This window comes from Streptomyces sp. YPW6 (assembly GCF_018866325.1).
Classification (GTDB): domain Bacteria; phylum Actinomycetota; class Actinomycetes; order Streptomycetales; family Streptomycetaceae; genus Streptomyces.
In genome coordinates this window covers 548,581-567,831 of the sequence record NZ_CP076457.1, presented here as the reverse complement: position 1 = coordinate 567,831, position 19,251 = coordinate 548,581, and the positions used below count along the sequence as shown (strand labels likewise).

Annotated in this window: 8 protein-coding genes; 7 read left to right on the top strand and 1 reads right to left on the bottom strand. The window is 73.0% G+C overall.

The genetic code is table 11. From position 1 onward, the window contains the following. Positions 1–7: 7 nt before the first annotated feature. Positions 8–1,051: a MerR family transcriptional regulator gene (locus KME66_RS02535; RefSeq protein WP_216318436.1), complete on the top strand. Its 1,044-nt coding sequence runs from the start codon at positions 8–10 to the stop codon at positions 1,049–1,051. Between the two features lie 151 nt (positions 1,052–1,202). Here the strand turns inward: KME66_RS02535 and KME66_RS02530 are convergent, their stop codons facing one another. Then, positions 1,203–2,420, bottom strand: a complete 1,218-nt coding sequence (locus KME66_RS02530; protein ID WP_216318434.1) for a cysteine desulfurase-like protein — start codon at positions 2,418–2,420, stop codon at positions 1,203–1,205. A 695-nt stretch (positions 2,421–3,115) separates the two neighbouring features. Here KME66_RS02530 and KME66_RS02525 point away from each other — a divergent pair. From KME66_RS02525 to KME66_RS02500, 6 genes are read left to right on the top strand one after another with little or no spacing between them, the layout of a single operon-like run. Continuing rightward, a complete protein-coding gene (locus tag KME66_RS02525) occupies positions 3,116–4,057 on the top strand; it encodes a sterol desaturase family protein (RefSeq protein WP_216329034.1) in 942 nt (313 codons plus the stop codon). Positions 4,058–4,113: 56 nt separating this feature from the next. Further along, entirely contained in the window at positions 4,114–13,518 is a 9,405-nt protein-coding gene (locus tag KME66_RS02520) for a non-ribosomal peptide synthetase/type I polyketide synthase (protein ID WP_216318430.1), read from the top strand. Next, a complete protein-coding gene (locus KME66_RS02515) occupies positions 13,508–15,250 on the top strand; it encodes an NAD(P)/FAD-dependent oxidoreductase (protein ID WP_253208211.1) in 1,743 nt (580 codons plus the stop codon). Before KME66_RS02520 ends, KME66_RS02515 begins: the two co-directional genes overlap by 11 nt. After that, complete coding sequence (locus KME66_RS02510) at positions 15,247–16,947, top strand: NAD(P)/FAD-dependent oxidoreductase (protein ID WP_216318428.1); 1,701 nt, start codon at positions 15,247–15,249, stop codon at positions 16,945–16,947. The genes KME66_RS02515 and KME66_RS02510 overlap by 4 nt, the downstream gene beginning before the upstream one ends. Continuing rightward, positions 16,944–17,999 carry an NADP-dependent oxidoreductase gene (locus KME66_RS02505; RefSeq protein ID WP_216318425.1) on the top strand — a complete coding sequence of 352 codons (1,056 nt, stop codon included), beginning with the start codon at positions 16,944–16,946 and terminating at the stop codon, positions 17,997–17,999. Before KME66_RS02510 ends, KME66_RS02505 begins: the two co-directional genes overlap by 4 nt. Positions 18,000–18,049: 50 nt before the next feature. Beyond that, positions 18,050–19,240 carry a cytochrome P450 gene (locus tag KME66_RS02500; protein ID WP_216318422.1) on the top strand — a complete coding sequence of 397 codons (1,191 nt, stop codon included), beginning with the start codon at positions 18,050–18,052 and terminating at the stop codon, positions 19,238–19,240. The last annotated feature ends 11 nt before the right edge of the window (positions 19,241–19,251 follow it).

Below are 19,251 nucleotides of genomic sequence, written 5' to 3'. Positions count from 1 at the left end.
GAATTTTATGGACCCGGCAGGCGACCCGCTCCTGGAAGCCCCGCCCGACGGGGGTCTGACCACCGGTGCGGTGGCCCGGCTCCTGGGCGTCGCACCGACGACGCTGCGTTCGTGGGACCGCCGCTACGGGATCGGCCCGGCCGCACGCCAGGACGGCCGGCACCGCCGCTGGACCGGGGCGGACATCGCCGCACTGCGCCACATGTGCGCCCTGACCAGCGGAGGTTTGCCCCCGGCGGAGGCGGCTCGCACCGTCCTGGCCGGGACGTCCGGCGCGTCAGCGTCCGGCGTGGGGGTGCCCGGCGGGGAAACGCGGTCCGCGGACTCGCCCGGCGAGGTGACGGTGGGCGCTCGGACGTCCGGCGCCCCGCCCCCGCCCCGGTCGGCGCGCGCATCCCGGGCCGCCGGGCCGCTGCCGGTCGGCCGGGCCCGCCAGGAGTGCCGCGGTCTGGCCCGGGCCGCGGTCCGGCTGGACGCGCCGGCCCTGGACGAACTGCTCACGGCGGTGCTCGACCGCTACGGACTCCCGGCCGCCTGGGACGAGGTCATGATGCCGGTGCTGCACGCGGTGGGCCGGAAGTGGGAGGCGGCGGGGGAGCGGTACATCGAGGTCGAGCATCTGCTGTCGTGGCACGTCTCCGGCGCGCTGCGCGGCGTCGCTGCCGGGCGGGTCCCGGCCCCCGGCGCGGGCCTCGTCCTGCTGGCCTGTGTGCCCGGCGAGACCCACACGCTCGCCCTGGAGGCGCTCGCCGCGACCCTCGCCCACCGGGGACGGCCGGTCCGCATGTTCGGCGCCGCCGTGCCCGTCGCGGCGCTGGAGGACGCGGTCCGGCGCACCGGTCCCGCCGCGGTGGTGCTCTGGGCGCAGTCCCGGAGGACGGCGAGCCCGGCGCTCGTGGCCCGGCTGGACGCCATCGAGTGGGGCGTGCGGGGTGCGCGCAGGAGTCCCGTCGTGTGCGTGGCCGGGCCCGGCTGGATCGGGCGGCAGGCGCCGGGAGCCCGGCACCTGTCCGGGCTGACCGACGCGGTGGACACCCTGGCCGCGCTGTAGGGGTGTCCGGCGGCCCCGCCCCTGATCGGCCGGACGTCCCCGGCCCCCGGCCCCCGGCCCCCGGCCCTCGGCTCCCGACTTCAGGCCCCCGGCCTTCGGCTCCCGGCCCCCGGCTCCCGGCCCCCGGCCTCCGGCTCCCGGCCTCCTGCCGTCAGCCCAGGAAGTCCTTCAGCCCCGTCAGGAGCCGCGCCACATCCTCCGCGTCGTTGTACGCGGACAGCCCGACGCGCAGGCCGCCGCTCTCGCCGAGCCCCAGGTGACGGGAGGCCTCCAGGGCGTAGAACGCTCCGGCGGGTGCGTGTACCCCCGAGCGGGCGAGGGCGCGGTAGGCGTCCGTCGCGTCCCGGCCCTCGAAGGTGAGCAGCAGCGTGGGGGTGCGCTCGGCGGCCCGCGAGTGCACCGTCACCCCGCCCAGATCGCGTACCCCCTTCTCGACGCTCTCCCGCAGGGCGCTCTCGTGGGACTCGATCGCCGCGTACGCCGACACCAGCCGCTCACGACGCCCGCCGCGGCGGTGCGCCGTGTCCGCGTCGGTGCCCAGGCCGGCGATGAAGTCCACCGCCGCGTGGGTGCCCGCCATCAACTCGTACGGGAGCGTGCCGAGTTCGAAGCGCTCCGGCACGGCGTCGGTGGACGGCGCCAGTTTGTCCGGGTGGAGGGTGCCGAGGAGTTCGGGCCGGGCGGCCAGCACGCCGTGGTGGGGGCCGAAGAACTTGTACGGGGAGCAGACGAGGAAGTCCGCCCCGAGCCGCTCCAGGTCCACCGCGCGGTGCGCCGTCAGGTGGACCCCGTCCACGTACGACAGGGCGCCCGCCTCGCGGGCCAGTCGGGCCACGGCCGGGATGTCGGGCCGGGTGCCGATCAGGTTGGAGGCGCCGGTCACCGCGACCAGCCGGGTCCGCCCGGTGATCCGCGCGCCGACGGCCTCCGGGGGCAGTTCGCCGGTCGCCGGGTCGAAGTCGGCCCACCGCACGACCGCGCCCACCCGCTCGGCCGCCTGCACCCAGGGGCGGATGTTGGCGTCGTGGTCCAGTCGGCTGACCACCACCTCGTCCCCCGGCTTCCACGTCCCGGCCAGGGTGCGCGCGACGTCGTACGTGAGCTGGGTGGCGCTCCGGCCGAACACGATCCCGCCCGGGTCCGCGCCCAGCAGGTCCGCCATCGCCTGCCGGAAGCCCCGGACGATCTCGTCCGCGTTGACCTCTCCGGGCAGAGTGGAGCCCCGGTTGGACAGCGGACGGCTCATCGCCTCGCCGATCGCGGCCACGACGGATTCGGGGGTCTGGGTGCCGCCGGGGCCGTCGAAGTGCGCCGTACCGGATCGCAGGGCGGGGAACTGTGCGCGCACCGCTTGGACGTCGTACGACAAGGGAGCTCCTCGGGTCGCTCATGGCTGCCGGATCTCGGCGCGATCATCGCAGGGCGGTGCCTTGCGGCGGAAGGCGCCCTCGGGCCTGATTCCCCCTCTGCCCGTACCGCTGAGCAGGCCGCGCCACTGGGCAGCCCGCGGCGCCCGTGCCCCTGAGGAGCCCCTGCGCCGCCCGTACCGCTGAGAAGTCCGGGCCGCCCGTGCGGGCGACGGGAAGGTGCGTCGCCGGCACGGGGGAGGCGCACGTCCGGGCAGCGTTCGCGCGCGGGCGCACGGGATTCCGCTCCGACGCACGCTCGGGCGCGGGAATTCTCCTCCCGGTGCATCAGAATGCGCCGTCGCCCGGTATCGCGATGATCCTACGAAGTAATTCTTTGCCTCGCCATCGCACATGTGGAGTCTCGCTCGGTTGTGCGATCCTTTTCGTATTCCTTTCCCTGGAAAGGCGTCGGTCGATTTCTCTGGGTCGGTCGTGATTAAAGCCGTGGGATCGGGAAATAGATGATCTGGGCTGATGGGGTCGGGGGCATCAGTTCGCGCCACGGCCGAATTTCGTCGAGGCCGGGTGTGGGAAAGGCGTCAGCGCGGGGCCACGGCAGCCCGTGGTTCTCGGAGATCCTCCAGGCCGGTCCGGCCTGCGCTGATGCGGAAGAACTGGTCTCTCTCCCGGTTGCGTTCCCTGGTTGGGGGTCACGTTGAACGAGCGCGAGCGCGCCGCCGATGGCGAAATTCATTCGGTCGAATACGCGGTTCCCGGGAGGGGGGTGACCGGGAATTCCGCGTCCCGCATTCTCTGTGCCGTCGCCTACCCCGTTCTCCTGCTCGCGGTCGTGTGCGTTGCGGCGTCCGCCGTGCTTCTGCGATGGGATCCGGCATGGGTCAGCCCCTTCTTTCTGGTTGGAGTGATCGCCTATCTGGCCCTCCTGGAGCGGCTGATTCCTTACGACCGGAACTGGCACCCGGGAAGGGACGAATGGCGTTGGTACGGCATCTACTTCCTGCTCACCATGGCCGGAAGCGGACTGGCGCAGTTGCTGGTCGCCCTGGCCGTCGGCCGGATCTCGCCCGAGGAGCCGGTCCTCCACCTTTGGGCCGAAATCCCGGGAGCCCTCCTCACCGGATCGCTGGTGAGCTACGCGGTGCACCGGCTGGGCCACCGGAACGCCCTGCTGTGGCGCCTGCACGGAGTGCACCACGTACCCCGGAAGGTCAACGTCGCCAACAACGGGGTCAACCACGTGCTGGACATCGTCCTGGCGCAGAGCCTGGTCCAGCTGGCCCTGGCCGTCGTCGGCTTCTCCCGCCCCGCCGTGCTGGTGGCCGGACTGTTCGTCGCCGCCCAGGGCTACTTCGTCCACGCCAACATCGACGTCCGCATCGGCCCGCTCAACCATCTGCTGGCCAGCCCCGAACAGCACCGCCTGCACCACAGCACCGAGCTGTCCGAAGCCGGCCACTACGGCTCCGACCTGTCCTGCTGGGACCACCTGTTCGGCAGCTTCACCTGGCACCCCGGCCGGGAACCGACCGCCGTGGGCCTCCACGACCCCGCCTCCTTCCCCGGCACCGGCGAGATCCTCGCCGCCTTCCTGCACCCCTGGCGACGCAGCCCCGCCCCGCGCCCCGGCCCGGAGTGACCGCCGCCGGCCCGTGCTTCACCACGACTCGACGCACCACGACCTGAGGAGTTCGAATGGCCGACGCGAACAGCCGGGCGTTACGGAACAAGGTGGCGATCATCGGGATGGGCTGCCGCCTGCCCGGCGGCGCCTCGGACCACCGCGCGTTCTGGCGGAACCTGGTGGAGGGCAAGGACTGCATCACCCCCACCCCGCCCGACCGGTACGACGTCCGCACGCTCGGCAGCCGGTTCCGCGACAAACCCGGGCGCCTCGTCGGCGGCCGCGGCGGATACATCGACGGCTTCGACGAGTTCGACCCCGCGTTCTTCGGCATCAGCCCCCGCGAGGCCGACCACATGGACCCGCAGCAGCGCAAGCTGCTCGAAGTGGCCTGGGAGGCACTGGAGGACGGCGGCCAGCGACCCGCCGACCTCGCCGGGGACAACGTCGCGGTCTACGTCGGCGCGTTCACCCTGGACTACAAGATCCTGCAGTTCGCCGACCTGGACTTCACCTCGCTCGCCGCCCACACCGCGACCGGAACCATGATGACGATGGTCTCGAACCGCATCTCGTACTGCTTCGACTTCCGCGGCCCGAGCCTGTCCGTCGACACCGCGTGCAGCTCCTCCCTGGTCGCCGTCCACCTGGCGTGCCAGGCGCTGCACAACGGGGAGACCGACCTCGCGCTCGCCGGCGGCACCCTGCTCCACATGGCCCCGCAGTACACCGTCGCCGAGACGAAGGGCGGGTTCCTCTCGCCCGAGGGCCGCTCGCGTACGTTCGACGCCGCCGCCGACGGCTACGTGCGGGCCGAGGGCGTCGGCCTGGTCGCGCTGAAGCGGCTGGACGACGCCGTGCGGGACGGGGACCGGATCCACGCGGTGATCCTGGGCAGCGGCGTCAACCAGGACGGCCACACCAACGGCATCACCGTGCCCAGCCCCGACGCGCAGGTCGACCTCATCCGCCGGGTCTGCGCCGAAGCGGGTGTCACCCCCGGCGACCTCCAGTACATGGAGGCGCACGGCACCTCGACCCCGGTCGGCGACCCGATCGAGGCGAACGCCCTGGCCCGCGCACTCGCCATCGGGCGGGCCCCGGGCGCCCGTGCCTATGTCGGCTCGGTCAAGACGAACATCGGCCACACCGAATCCGCCGCCGGGATCGCCGGGCTGATCAAGACCGTGCTGAGCATCGAACACCGCACGATCCCGCCCCACATCAACCTGGAGAACCTCAATCCCGCCATCGACCCGGCGGCCCTGCCGTACGAGATCCCCACCCGGCCCACCCCCTGGCCCGCCCATGAAGGGCCCGCCCGCGCCGGGGTGAACTCCTTCGGCTTCGGCGGAACCAACGCCCATGTCGTCCTGGAGGAAGCGCCGCCGCCCGTTCCGCCCGCCCCCGGGAGCGGCGCGGCCGCCGGGCGGCGCTGGACCATCCTGCCGCTCAGCGCCCGCCGCCCCGACGCCCTGGCGGAGCTGGCGGCCGGGATCCGGGCCGAGCTGGCGGGCGGCAACGGCCCGGCCGTCGCACTCGACGACCTCGGCCACACCCTCGCCCACCGCCGCCAGCACCTGCCCGAACGGCTGGCCGTCGTCCACTCCGACCGCGCCTCCCTCGACGAAGCCCTGGCCGCCCACGAGCGCGGCGAGCCGCACCCCCGCGTCGTGCACGGCCGGGCCCGGGACACCGCCGACCGCGGACTGGTCTGGGTCTTCACCGGCATGGGCCCCCAGTGGTGGGGCATGGGCCGTCAGCTCTTCGCGGAGGAACCCGTCTTCCGGGACGCCGTCACCGCGTGTGACCGCGCGCTGCGGGAATTCGCCGACTGGTCCCTCGTCGAGGAGCTGACCGCCGCGGAATCCGACTCCCGGATGGGCGAGACCTGGCTCGCCCAGCCCGCGAACTTCGCCGTACAGGTCGGACTGGCCGCCCTGTGGCGGTCCCACGGGGTGCGCCCGGACGCCGTCGTCGGCCACAGCACCGGCGAGATCGCCGCCTTCCACGCGGCAGGCGTCTACTCCCTGCGGGACGCGGCCAGGATCGCCGTGCACCGCAGCCGCCTCCAGCAGACCCTGGCCGGCACGGGCACCATGCTCGCCGTCGGCCTCACCGAGGACGAGGCCGAGCGCCGGGTGCGCCCCTACCGCGACCGGGTCTCCGTCGCCGCGGTCAACAGCCCCACCGCGATCACCCTGGCCGGGGACGAGGCGGCGCTGACCCTGCTGGCCGAAGAGCTGCGGGCCGAGCAGCGGTTCGCGAAGTTCCTCACCGTGGAAGTGCCCTACCACAGCGTCGGAATGGAACGCATCAAGACCGAACTGCTCACGGAACTGGCACCGTTGGAGCCGCGCGCGGCGCAGGTTCCGCTGTATCCGACAGGCGTCGAAGCGACCGTCCGGGGCGAGGAACTCGACGCCGCGTACTGGTGGAAGAACGTCCGCGACCGGGTCCGCTTCCGGTCGGCCGTCGACCGCATCGCCGACGACGGCCACCGCGTCTTCCTGGAGATCGGCCCGCACCCGGTCCTCGGCCACGCGATCCGCGAGTGCCTCGACGCGGGCGGGAGGTCCGCGCTCACCCTGCCCTCGATCCGCCGCCAGGAGGACGAGACCGAGCGCTTCGCCGCCTCCCTCGGCGCACTCCACACCCTCGGCGTCCCCGTCGACTGGGACCTGCTCCAGCCCGCCGGCAGGCCCGTCACCCTGCCCCGTCACCCCTTCCGGCGCGACCGGCACTGGACCGAGCCCCGCCCGGTCGCCCAGGTCCGGCTCGGCCACCGCGACCACCCGCTCCTCGGCCGCCGCACCGACGCCACCGCACCCACCTGGCGGGCCCGCCTGGACCCCGAGGACCAGCCCTATCTCGCCGACCACCGCATCCAGGACACCGTCGTCTTCCCCGCCGCCGGCTACCTGGAGATGGCGGCCCAGGCCGTCCTGCGGCTCACCGGCGGCACCACCGCCGTCCTCGCCGGCATCGACCTGCGCAAGGCGCTCTTCCTGCCCGACGGGGAGGACCGCACCGTTGAGGTGTCGCTCTCCCTGGACAACGCCGCCTTCACCATCGCCTCCCCGGCCGGTGAGGACGGCGAACCGGCCGTCCACGCGAGCGGAATCGTCCGCACCGGCCAACGCCGCCGCACCGCCCCGCCGCTCGACGCCCCGGCGATCCGGGCCAGGGCCCACCGCCACCTCGAAGGACCCGCCTGCTACACCGCGCTGGCCGCCCTCGGCTACCAGTACGGCCCCGCCTTCCAGGCCGTGCAGGAGGTCTGGATCGGCGCCGACGAGGTCCTCGCCCGGATCCGGCCGCCCCGGGCGATCGGCGACGACGCCGCCGGTCACCACCTCCACCCCGTCCTGCTCGACGCCTGCTTCCAGACGCTCCTGACCCCGCTGATCCCGGCGGCCCCCGGGAAGACCGCCCCGGCCACCGGGATCAGGCTGCCGCTCTCCCTGGACGAGGTGGCCCTCGAACCCGTCGGGGACCAGCCCTTCTGGGCCCACGCCACCCTCCTCACCGGCGACGCGGACACCACCCTCGGCGACATCGCCCTGTACGCCGACGACGGCACGCCCCTCGGCCGCATCGCAGGCTTCCGCGCCGCCGACGTCGAGAAGGCCGCCACCGCCGTCGCCCGCACCACGATCGACTCCTGGCTCGCCGAACCCGTCTGGACCGACTGCCCGCCGCTCCCGGCCGAGGGCGCCGCGGTCCCGCCCGGGGACGTGAGCTGGCTGCTCCTCGCCGACGACGCCGGCCTCGCGGACTCCTTCGCCGCCCTGGCCGACGCCCGGGGCGAACGCTGCCGCCTGGTGCGCCGGGGCGCGGCCTACACGGCCCCGGCCGACGGCCGCACCTACACCGTCGACCCGGCGTCCGACGCCGACCTGCGACGCCTCTTCGCCGACCTCGACCGCGACGGCGGGCCCTTCCGGGGGACCGTCCTGCACCTGTGGAACCTCGACGCCCCCGCCCTCGCCGCCTGCGACCGGACCGCCCTCGGCGTCCACACCGGCGCGGGCGCCTACTCCCTGATCGCCCTCGCCCGGCTGCTGTCCGCCCGGGGCGAAGGAGGACGTCTGCACATCGTCACCCGGGGCGCCCAGCCCGCCCTGCCCGGCGAAGCACCCGAACCCCTCGGAGCCCCGGCCTGGGGCATCGGCCGCGTACTGCGCCACCAGGAACTGACCGGGCACCCCGGCAAACTCATCGACCTCGACCCCCGGCGAAAGACCGGACCCGACGGCGACCGGGCCGAGGCCGCGGCGCTCCTGGCCGAAGCGCTCAGCGACGACGAAGCGGAGATCGCCCTGCGCGACGGCCACCGCCGCACCGGCCGGCTACGCCCCGCCGCGAGCCTGACCCGGCCGCTGCCGCTCCGCCTGCGGGCCGACGGAAGCTACCTGGTCACCGGGGCGTTCGGCGCGCTCGGCCGGCTGCTGTGCCGCACCCTCGCACGCCGGGGAGCCCGCCGGATCATCCTCGTCGGACGTACCCCCGTGCCGCCCCGGGAGAAGTGGGCCGGAGCCGACCCCGGCAGCGCCGAGGGCCGGGCCGTCGCCCTGCTCCGCGAACTGGAGGCGCTCGGCGCGCACCCGGTTCCGGCGACGTTCGACATCACCGACGAGGACGCCCTGACCGGCTGGCTCGACGCCCACCGGCGCAGCGGAGCGCCGCCCGTACGCGGGGTGTTCCATCTCGCCGGCCAGGTTCGCGACACCCTCGTCGCCGATCTCGACCGGGCGGCCTTCGACGCCGTCCACGACCCCAAGACCGTAGGCGCGCATCTCCTCCACCGGCACCTGCGCGACGAACCCCTCGAACACTTCGTGCTGTTCGCCTCGATCGCCTCCCTGCTGACCACGGCGGGACAGACCAACTACGCGGCCGGGAACGCCTTTCTGGACGCCCTCGCCCACCACCGCCGCGCCCAGGGTCTGCCCGCGCTCAGCCTGGACTGGGGCCCCTGGGCCACCGGCATGATCGAGGAACTCGGCCTGGTCGAGCACTACCTGCACAGCCGGGGCATGAGCTCGCTCTCCCCACAGACGGGTATGGCCGTCCTGGAGCGGGTCATCGGCCAGGACCACGCGCAGCTCGTCGTCGCCACCGTCGTCGACTGGCCGGTCTTCCTCGGCTGGTACCCCTCCCCGCCACCGCTGGTCGCCGACCTCGCGGCCACCGCCACCCCCCGCGCGGAGACCACCTCCTCCGGCGGGTTCCTCGACACCTTCCGCGCCGCCGCCGAGGAGGACCGCGGCGCCCTCGTCGCCGAGCGCTTCGCCGCCCTGGCCGCCACCGTGCTGCGCACCGGCGCCGACCGCGTCGACCCCGCCACCGGACTCGGTGAACTCGGACTCGACTCGCTCCTCGCCATGGAGCTGCGCGCCCGGATCCACGCCGAACTCGGGGTCGCCCTGCCCGTGGTCGCCCTGCTCAGCGGCACCCCCGCCGGAGAACTCGCCACCCAGCTCCACGACGCACTCACCGCGCTGGCCTCGGCACAGGACCCCGCGGGGGCGGCGGGCGCGGTCCACCTCCACAGTGACGAGGGGCAGTACCCCCTCACCCAGAACCAGAAGGCGCTGTGGTTCCTCAAACACCTCAACCCCGACGGACACGCGTACAACATCGGCGGAGCCGTCGAGGTGAACGTCGCCCTCGAACCGGACCTGATGTTCGAGGCCGTCCGCCGGCTCATCGCCCGCCACCCCGCGCTGCGCACCAACTTCCTCCTGGTGGACGGGCAGGCCGTGCAGCGGGTCGCCGACGACGCCAGGACCGACTTCGCCCTCTTCGACGTCCGGGGCGAGGACTGGGAGACCATCCACGCCACGATCGTCGAGGAGTACCGCAGGCCCTACGACCTCGCGCACGACCCGCTGATCCGCTTCCGCCTCTTCCAGCGGGGAACGGACCGCTGGATCATCATGAAGGCCGTCCACCACATCGTCTCCGACGCCATCTCCACGTTCACCTTCATCGAGGAACTCCTCGCCGTCTACGAGGCGCTGCGCCGCAACCGGGAGCCCGAGCTCCCGCCGACCGAGGCCCGCTACCTGGACTTCCTCAACCAGCAGAACACCTTCCTGGCGGGACCCGAGGCCACGGACATGCTCGGCTACTGGCGGTCCCACCTGCCGGCCGAGGTCCCGCTCCTGGACCTCCCCGCCGACAAACCGCGTCCGGCGGTCCAGACCCACAACGGGGCCTCGGAGTTCTTCGTCCTCGACGACGCGCTGAGCGCCCGCGTCCACGCCCTGGCCCGGACGCACGGCGTCACCCCGTTCATGGTGCTGCTCAGCGCCTACTACCTCCTGCTGCACCGCTACTCCGGGCAGGACCACATCGTCGTCGGCAGCCCGGTCACCGGCCGCACCCGGCAGGACTTCGCCTCCGTCTACGGCTACTTCGTCAACCCGCTGCCCCTGCACGTGGACCTGTCCGACGACCCGACCGTCGCCGAACTGCTGCAACAGGTCCGGCGGACCGTGCTGGGCGGCCTGGACAACCAGGAGTACCCCTTCGTCCTGCTCGTCGAGGAACTGGGCCTCCAGCACGACCCGAGCCGCTCCGCCGTCTTCCAGGCCATGTTCATCCTGCTCACCCACAAGGTGGCCACCGAGCAGTACGGCTACCGCCTGGAGTACATCGAACTTCCCGAGGAGGAAGGGCAGTTCGACATAACCCTGTCGGCCTACGAGGATGAGTCGGAGGGCCGGTTCCACTGCGTGTTCAAGTACAACACCGACCTCTTCCTCCCCGAGACCGTGCGACGCATGGCCGCCCACTACACCCGCCTCCTCGACCGGATGACCCGCGCACCGGGCGAACAGCCCGCCTCCCGGCTGGCGATGCTCGGCGACCGGGAGCGGGAGCGGCTCGTGGGGGAGTGGAGCCGCCCCGCCCTGCCGTCTGCCGGTCACCGGGACGGCGACCCGTTCACCCCCGTCCACGCGCTGATCGCCCGCACCGCCGCCGAACGCCCCACGGCCGTCGCCGTCACCACACCCTCACCGCACGGCGGATCACACCGGCTGACCTACGCGGAACTGGAGCGTCGAGCCACCGACGCCGCCGCCCGCCTGCGGACACTCGGGATCGGCGCAGGCTCGGTCGTCGTCCTCCGCCTGGACAAGTCGCCCGAGCTGATCGTCGCCCTGCTGGCCGTGCTCAAGGCCGGCGCCGCCTACCTCCCGCTCCGGCCCGACCAGCCCGCCGACCGGCTCGCCCACCTCGTATCGGCCACGGGAGCGCAGCTGGTCCTCGTCGCCGACGACGCCGGGCCCGGGGCGCCGGGGGCGCCCGGGGCGACGGCCGTGCCCGCCGCCCCGACGCTCACCCTCACCGACCTGGCCCGCACCGAACCCCACCCGCGAGGACCGGCGGCCCCGGTCGCACCGGACGCGCCCGCGTACGTCATCACCACCTCCGGCTCCACCGGCCGCCCCAAGGCCGTACGCGTCAGCCACCGCAACCTGGCCTCCGCCCAGGCCGCATGGCGGCAGGCGTACCGGCTGGACACCGACGTGACGACGCACCTCCAGATGGCCGAACCCGCCTTCGACGTGTTCACCGGCGACCTGGTACGCGCCCTGTGCTCGGGCGGCACACTCGTCCTCGCCGACCGCGACCTCCTCTTCGACACCACCCGCCTCTACCGCACGATGCGCCAGGAGCGCGTCGACTGCGCCGAGTTCGTGCCCGCCGTCGTGCGGGGACTGATGGACCACTGCGAGCGGGAGGGGCTGCGGCTGGACTTCCTGCGGCTGCTGGTGGTCGGCTCGGACGCCTGGAGCGTGGCCGAGTACCGCAGACTGGCCGAGCTGTGCGGGCCCGGAACCCGCCTCGTCAACTCCTACGGCCTCACCGAAGCCACCATCGACAGCGCGTACTTCGAAGGCCCCGTCGACGACCTGGAACCCGGCGCGATGGTCCCGATCGGCCGCCCCCTGCCGAACAGCGCCCTCCACATCCTCGACGCCCACGGCGAACCCGTGCCGCCCGGAGTGCCCGGCGAACTCTGGATCGGCGGCGACGGCGTCGCCCTCGGCTACGCCGGGGAACCCGGGCAGACCGACGAACGCTTCGTCACCCGTACGCTCTCCCGGGCCGTCGGCGCCCGCGCGGAACGGCTCTACCGCACCGGCGACATCGCCCGCTGGGACGCGCACGGCCGGGCCCGTCTGCTCGGCCGGACCGACGGCCAGATCAAGCTGCGCGGCCACCGCGTCGAGCTCGGCGAGATCGAGGCGCACCTGGCCCGGTGGCCGCAGCTCGCCCGTGCCGTCGTCATCCTGCGCACCGACACCCCGGCGGACGCGGCCCTCTGCGCCTACTGCGTACCCCGGGCCGGCGAAGCCCTGGACGTCCGGGCGCTGCGCCGCCACCTCGCCCGCTCCCTGCCCTCGTACATGATCCCGGCCCACTTCACCGAGCTGCCCGCCCTGCCGCTCACCGCCAACGGCAAGGTCGACACGGCCGCCCTGCCCGCCCCGCGGCCCGAGGCGGACGGCCGGCCGCACGAGGAACCCGTGACGCTGTACGAGAAGAGCGTCGCCCGCCACTGGACGACGCTCCTGGGGTGCGAACAGCCCGGCCTGGAGGACGACTTCTTCGAGCTCGGCGGCAGCTCGATCAAGCTCATCGAGCTTCTCCACCTGCTGCGCACCGAGTTCGGCGTCGGGGTCCCCGTCAGCAGGCTCTACCGGGCCACCACCCTGCACGGCATGGCCGCCACCGTTCAGGACGTCCTGCTCGGGGCGAGCGCCGAGGAACTGCCCAGCCTGACCTTCAACGACGGACAGCACGCCACCCTCTTCTGCTTCCCGCCCGCCGGCGGCCACGGGCTCGTCTACCGGGGCCTGGCCGCCCAGCTCCCCGACCACCGCGTCATCGGCTTCAACTACCTCCCCGGCGACGACAAGGTCGCCCGGTACGCCGACCTGATCGAGTCCGACCGGCCCGACGGGCCCTTCACCCTCCTGGGCTACTCCCTCGGCGGCAACCTGGCCTTCGAGACCGCCAAGGAACTGGAGCGCCGCGGCCGGCAGGTCGCCCACGTCGTCATCCTCGACTCCCGCCGCATCCTCACCCCCTACGAACCGGACGCCTCCGGCATCACCGCCTTCGAGGCCGAACTCGCCGACCACGTACGCAAACACACCGGGTCCGACGCCGTCACCCGGGAGACCCTCGCCCACGCCGCCGAATACCTCGCCTTCTGCGGGCGCACCCCCAACGCCGGCACGGTCGCCGCGACGGTCACCGTCATCACCGACGAGGAGAAGGCCGCCCTCTACGCGGCGGGGGAGCACGGCACCTGGCACGGCAGCTCCACCGGCGCCACCGCCGTCCTGCGCGGCTCCGGCGTCCACGCCGACATGCTCGACGCCAAGCACCTGCCCCGCAACGCCCGCCTGGTGCGCTCGGTCATCGCGGGGGAGGCGTCCCATGACGGATGACGGAACGTTCACGACCACGGCCACCGGCGCGGCCGGCCCGGCGGAGCCCGGCGACGCCCCCGACCGCTCCGACTGGACGACCAGGGAGCGCACCCCCGGCACTCCGCCCCGCGTCATCGTCGTCGGAGCCGGCGTGGCGGGCCTCTCCACCGGCTGCTACGCCCAGATGAGCGGCGCCAGGACCCGCGTCTTCGAGAAGCACGTCCTGCCGGGCGGCTGCTGCACCGCCTGGTCGCGGGAGGGCTACCTCTTCGACTACTGCATCGAATGGCTCATCGGCACCGCCCCGGGCAACGACGCGCACCAGGTGTGGGCCGAACTCGGGGCGCTGGACGGCAAGTCCGTCACCAACTTCGAGCTGTTCAACAAGGTCGAGGACGCGGACGGCCGGTCGGTGACGTTCTACAACGACCCCGACCGCCTGGAGGCCCACCTCCTGGACATCTCACCGGCCGACGCCCCGCTCATCCGGGCCTTCACACGGGATCTGCGGCGCTTCACCGCCATCGAGCTGTACCCGTTCCTGACCGCGCCCGCTCTGCGGACCGTACGGGAACGGGCCCGCACCCTGCGCACGGTCCTCCCCGCCTTCCGGCTGTTCTGGCGGACCGCGGCGACGCCGATGCACGTGTTCGCCGACCGGTTCGAGGACCCGCTGCTCCGCAAGGCGTTCCGCAACATCTTCTTCCAGGATCCCGGAGGTTTCCCGCTGCTGCCGTACCTCTTCAACATGGCCGCCGCCCACCACGGCAACGCGGGCTTCCCCCAGGGCGGTTCGCTCGGCCTCGCCCGGTCGATCGAGGAGCGCTACCGGAGCCTGGGCGGCACGGTCACCTACCGGGCACGCGCAGAACGGATCCTGGTCGAGAACGGCCGCGCGATCGGTATCGAACTGCGCGGCGGAAAGCGGTACTTCGCCGATCACGTCGTCTCCGCCTGCGACGGGCACACCACCGTCTACGGGCTGCTGGGCGGCCGGTACACCGGCCCCCGCATCGACAAGCTCTACACCGACCTCCTCCACCGGCCCGGCACCCTCTTTCCCGCCGTCGTCTCCGCCTTCGTCGGTCTGCGCGGCGACCTGGATCCCGGCGAGGCGCACAGCACCACCCACCTCCTCGGCCCGGACGACGCGGACCACCTCCCCGGTGCGCTGCAGGACAGCCTGGTCGTGCAGGCCCGCTCCCGCTACTCGGGAGGCTTCGCACCACCCGGCTGCTCCGTCCTGCACTGCACCTACTTCAGCGACTACGCCCACTGGAAGGACCTGCGCACCAGGAACCGCAAGGAGTACCGCCGCCGCAAACGCGAAGTCGCCGACTTCGTCCGGGACTTCCTGGAGCGGCGTACCCCCGGCATCGCCGACCGCATCGAGATGGTCGAGGTCGCCACCCCCGCCACGACCCACCGCTACACCGGCAACCTCGGCGGCTCCATCCTCGCCTGGAAGGCCTTCTCCGACGCCGACGACGTCGCCGCGCGCCTGGTCGGGAAGGACCGGATGCGACTGCCCGGACTGAGCGGCTTCTCCATGGCCGGCCAGTGGGTCGGCATGGGCGGACTGATCCGCGCCGCCTCCACCGGCCGCTTCGCCGTCCAGTACCTCTGCCGCGAACTGGGCCTGGAATTCCGGGCCTGGGAGAGCAAGGGCGACGAGCCGTGGCACCCCGGGAAGCTGGGGCACCTGCCCCAGCTCGACCGGTGGGCGGCACGGGAGGGCGAGGGCTCATGACGGGCCGCGGGAACACTCCCCGGAAGACGATGATCATCATCGGGGCCGGGCTCGGAGGTCTCTCCACCGGCTGCTACGCCCAGATGAACGGCTACCGCACCCGCATCCTGGAGATGCACGAGATCCCCGGCGGCTGCTGCACCGCCTGGGAGCGCGGCGGCTTCACCCTGGATGCCTGCGTCAGCTGGCTCCTCGGCAGCGGCCCCGGCAACGAGATGCACCGGATCTGGCTGGAGCTCGGCGCCCTCCAGGGCAAGGAGATCCGCCACTTCGACGTCTTCAACATCGTGCGCGGCACCGACGGCCGGGCCGTCCACTTCTACTCCGACCCCGACCGCCTCGAAGCCCACCTCATCGCCATCTCGCCGGCCGACGCCCGCCTCGTACGGAAGTTCTGCGGTCAACTGCGCAGCTTCCGGAAGGCGCTGGCGGTCTACCCCTTCCTCAAGCCCGTCGGTCTGATGGGGCGCCGGGAGCGTTGGCGGATGCTCGCCTCGTTCCTGCCGTACGTCAACGCCGTACGCACCACGATCACCGTCCTGATGACCGACTTCTCGGCCCGCTTCCAGGACCCTCTCCTGCGGGAGGCCTTCAACTTCATCCTGTACGAGAAGCACCCCGCCTTCCCTGTCCTCCCCTTCCACTTCCAGCTCGCCTCGCACGCCAACCTCTCCGCCGGCGTCCCCGAGGGCGGCTCGCTCGGTCTCGCCGAGTCGATCGAGGCCCGCTACCGGCGGCTCGGCGGCGAGGTCGCGTACAACACGAAGGTCGAGTCCGTGATCGTCGAGGACGACCGGGCGGCCGGCGTCCGCCTCAGCGACGGCGGCGAACTCCGCGCCGACATCGTCGTCTCGGCCTGCGACGGCCACACCACGATGATGAAGTTCCTCAAGGGCGCCTACCTGGGTGAGGACTACCGCAAGCTCTACACCGAGACCATCCACGAGCCCGGCATGGTCTTCCCCGGCTACTTCACCCTCTTCCTCGGCCTCTCCCGCCCCTTCCCGGAGGGCGACCCCTGCACGACGCACCTCATCGACGAGGCGCTGGCGGCCGAGCTGACCGGAATCCGGCACCCGAGCATCAACGTCCAGTTCCGCAGCCGCCACTACCCCGAGCTGTCCCCGGACGGCACCACCGTCGTCTACGCCACCTACTTCTGCGACATCGCCCCCTGGCGCGCCCTGGACGAGGGCCCCGAGCAGGTCACCCGCACCCGCGGCGGCCAGGAGCTGCACACTCTGCCCGTCCGCCACGGGCGCGGCTACTACGCGGCGAAACGCCGGGCCCGCGAGGCGCTCGTCGGCTTCCTGGAGCAGCGCCACCCCGGCCTGCGGGACGCGATCGTCGTCCGGGACGTCTCCAGCCCCCTCACGCAGGTCCGCTACACCGGCAACTACGACGGGACCGTGCTCGGCTGGCAGCCCTTCGTGGAGAGCGGGGAGAAGCTCGAAGAGCTGATCAAGAAGCACGGGCCCGGCCTCCCCGGGCTGCGCGACTTCTACCAGTCCGGCGTCTGGGCCACCACCGGCGGCCTCATCCGCGCCGCCGCCGCCGGACGTCACGTCATGCAGTTCGTCTGCCGCGACGACGGCAGACCCTTCACCGCGTCGGTCGACCGCACCGCACCGCCGCCGACCCACCGGGTGATCCCCGTACCCGTCCGGCCCGCCGCACCGACGGAGAGGAAGCCATGAAGATCGCGAAGTGGGTGGTCCGCGCGCACATGGAGGGCGTCCCCGACGTGGACCGCGTCTACGAGAAGGTCGTGGAGCACGTCGACGTCACGCTGGCCCCGGACGAGATGCTGCTGCGCACCCTGTTCGTCTCCGTCGACCCCTACCTCCAGGGCATCGCCCTGGACACCCCCATCGGCCGGCACATGGGAGCCGACTCGATCATGGAGGTGGTGGAGGCCGGACCGCGCGCCGCCCACCGCGTCGGCGACCTCGTCCAGGGCTTCGGCGGCTGGCGCACGCACCTCGTCTCGACCGGCGCTGAGGAGCTGTGGCAGACCGGCACGTTCCCCATGGTCTTCCCGGCGTACCGCAGGCTGGACCCCCGGTGGTACGACGACGCCCTGCCGCTGTCGACCGCGCTCAGCGTGATGGGCGGCCCCGGCATGACCGCGTGGGGCACGCTCTCCAAGTACATGACGGTCAGCCCCGGCGAGACGCTCGTGGTCAGCGGAGCCTCCGGTGCGGTGGGCGCCCTCGTCGGCCAGCTCGCGGCGCTGGCCGGAGCCCGGGTCATCGGTACCACCTCGTCCCCGGAGAAGGCGGACTACCTCACCGGACTCGGCTTCGACGCGGTGATCGTCTACCGTCACGGGGACGGCGCGGACACCGTGCGCGAGGCACTCGCGCGGGCGGCTCCCGACGGCGTCGACCGGTACTTCGACAACCTCGGCGGCACGGTCACCGACGCGGTGTTCCCCATGCTGAACGTCGGCAGCCAGGTCGCGGTGTGCTGGCAGTGGGCGACCCAGGTCGGCAACGACGGCACCGGACCCCGCCTCCTGCCCTATCTGATGTTCCCGCGCGCCACGGTCCGCGGCATCTTCTCGCTGGAGTGGTTCACCGAGCGCAACTGGCAGGACCTCCACACCGAGCTGGGCGGCCGGGTCCGGCGCGGCGAGGTGGTCTGCGACCACACCCTGCACCAGGGCTTCGACGCCATCCCCGCCGCCTACGGCAGCCTCTACGGCGACCGGGCGGCCAACCGCGGCAAGGTGCTCGTCGAACTCTGAGCGCGGCCCTCCTCTTCCGCTCGCTGCAACGACCCGTTCCCGGAGGCACGTTGATGACCATCGACCCCACGGAACCGGCTCCGGAGCCGATGCACCGGCTGCGCTTCGAGGAACCTGGGCCGCCCTGTCGCACCGAACTCCCGGGCGGCACGCCCGCCTGGCTGGTCAGCCGGTACGCCGATGTCCGCCAGGTGCTCTGCGACCCGCGCTTCGGCCGGGCAGGGCTGTACGCCCCCGACGCCCCGGCCCTCTCCGGCGTACCGGAACTCGTGAACGACCCGGACCTGATGTTCAACCAGGACGGCCCCGACCATCTGCGGCTGCGCCGCACCCTGCGGCGGGCGTTCACCCCGAGGGCGGTCGCCCGCTGGCGGCCGTGGATCGCCGCGATCGTCGAGGAACTCCTCGACCGGCTGGAGGAGCGACCGCGACCGGCGGACGCGGTGGCGGAGTTCGCCCTCCCGCTGCCGGTGGCGGTGATCAGCCGGCTGATGGGCCTGGACGCGTCCACGGGGGACCGGCTGCGGCACTGGAGCGAACACGCCTTCTCCGACGGCACCCAGGAGAGCGAACAAGTCGGCGGTGTGCTGCAGGAGTTCGGCGCTTTCGGTGCGGAACTCCTCGCCGAGCGGCGCCGGGCTCCGGGGCAGGACCTGGTCAGCCGTGTCGTCGCGGTGGCCGACGAGGAAGGGGGCGTTACCGAGGCGCAGCTGGTCAGTCTCGTGTGCGGGCTGGTCGTCGGCGGCCACGACAGCACGATGACCATGCTCGGCAACGCGCTGCTCTGCCTCCTGGGCGAACACTGCGAGATCTGGCCCCTGCTCGGGGTGGACGAGGACGCCGCGGGCCGGGTCGCGGACCGGCTCGTCCACCTCGTGCCGCTGGGCGACGACCGGGGCAGCACCCGGTACGCCGCCGCGGACGTCGAGGTCGGCGGGGTGACGATCCCGGCCGGTGCGATCGTGCTGGCCGACTGCGGCATGGCCAACCGCGACCCGGACGTCTTCCCGCCCGACACGCTCCACGACCTCCTCGCCCCGCTGGAGGCCCCCACGCTGTCCTTCGGCGCCGGACCCCACTACTGCCTCGGCGCCTGGCTGGCCCGTACGGAGCTCCAGCTCGCCCTGCACCGCCTGGCGACCCGCTTCCCGGATCTGCGCCTCGCTGATCCGGTGGACGCGACCGTGTGGCGGACCGGCACGACCTCCCGCAGTCCGCGGTGGCTCCGGGTCAGCTGGTAGTCCGCCGGGGC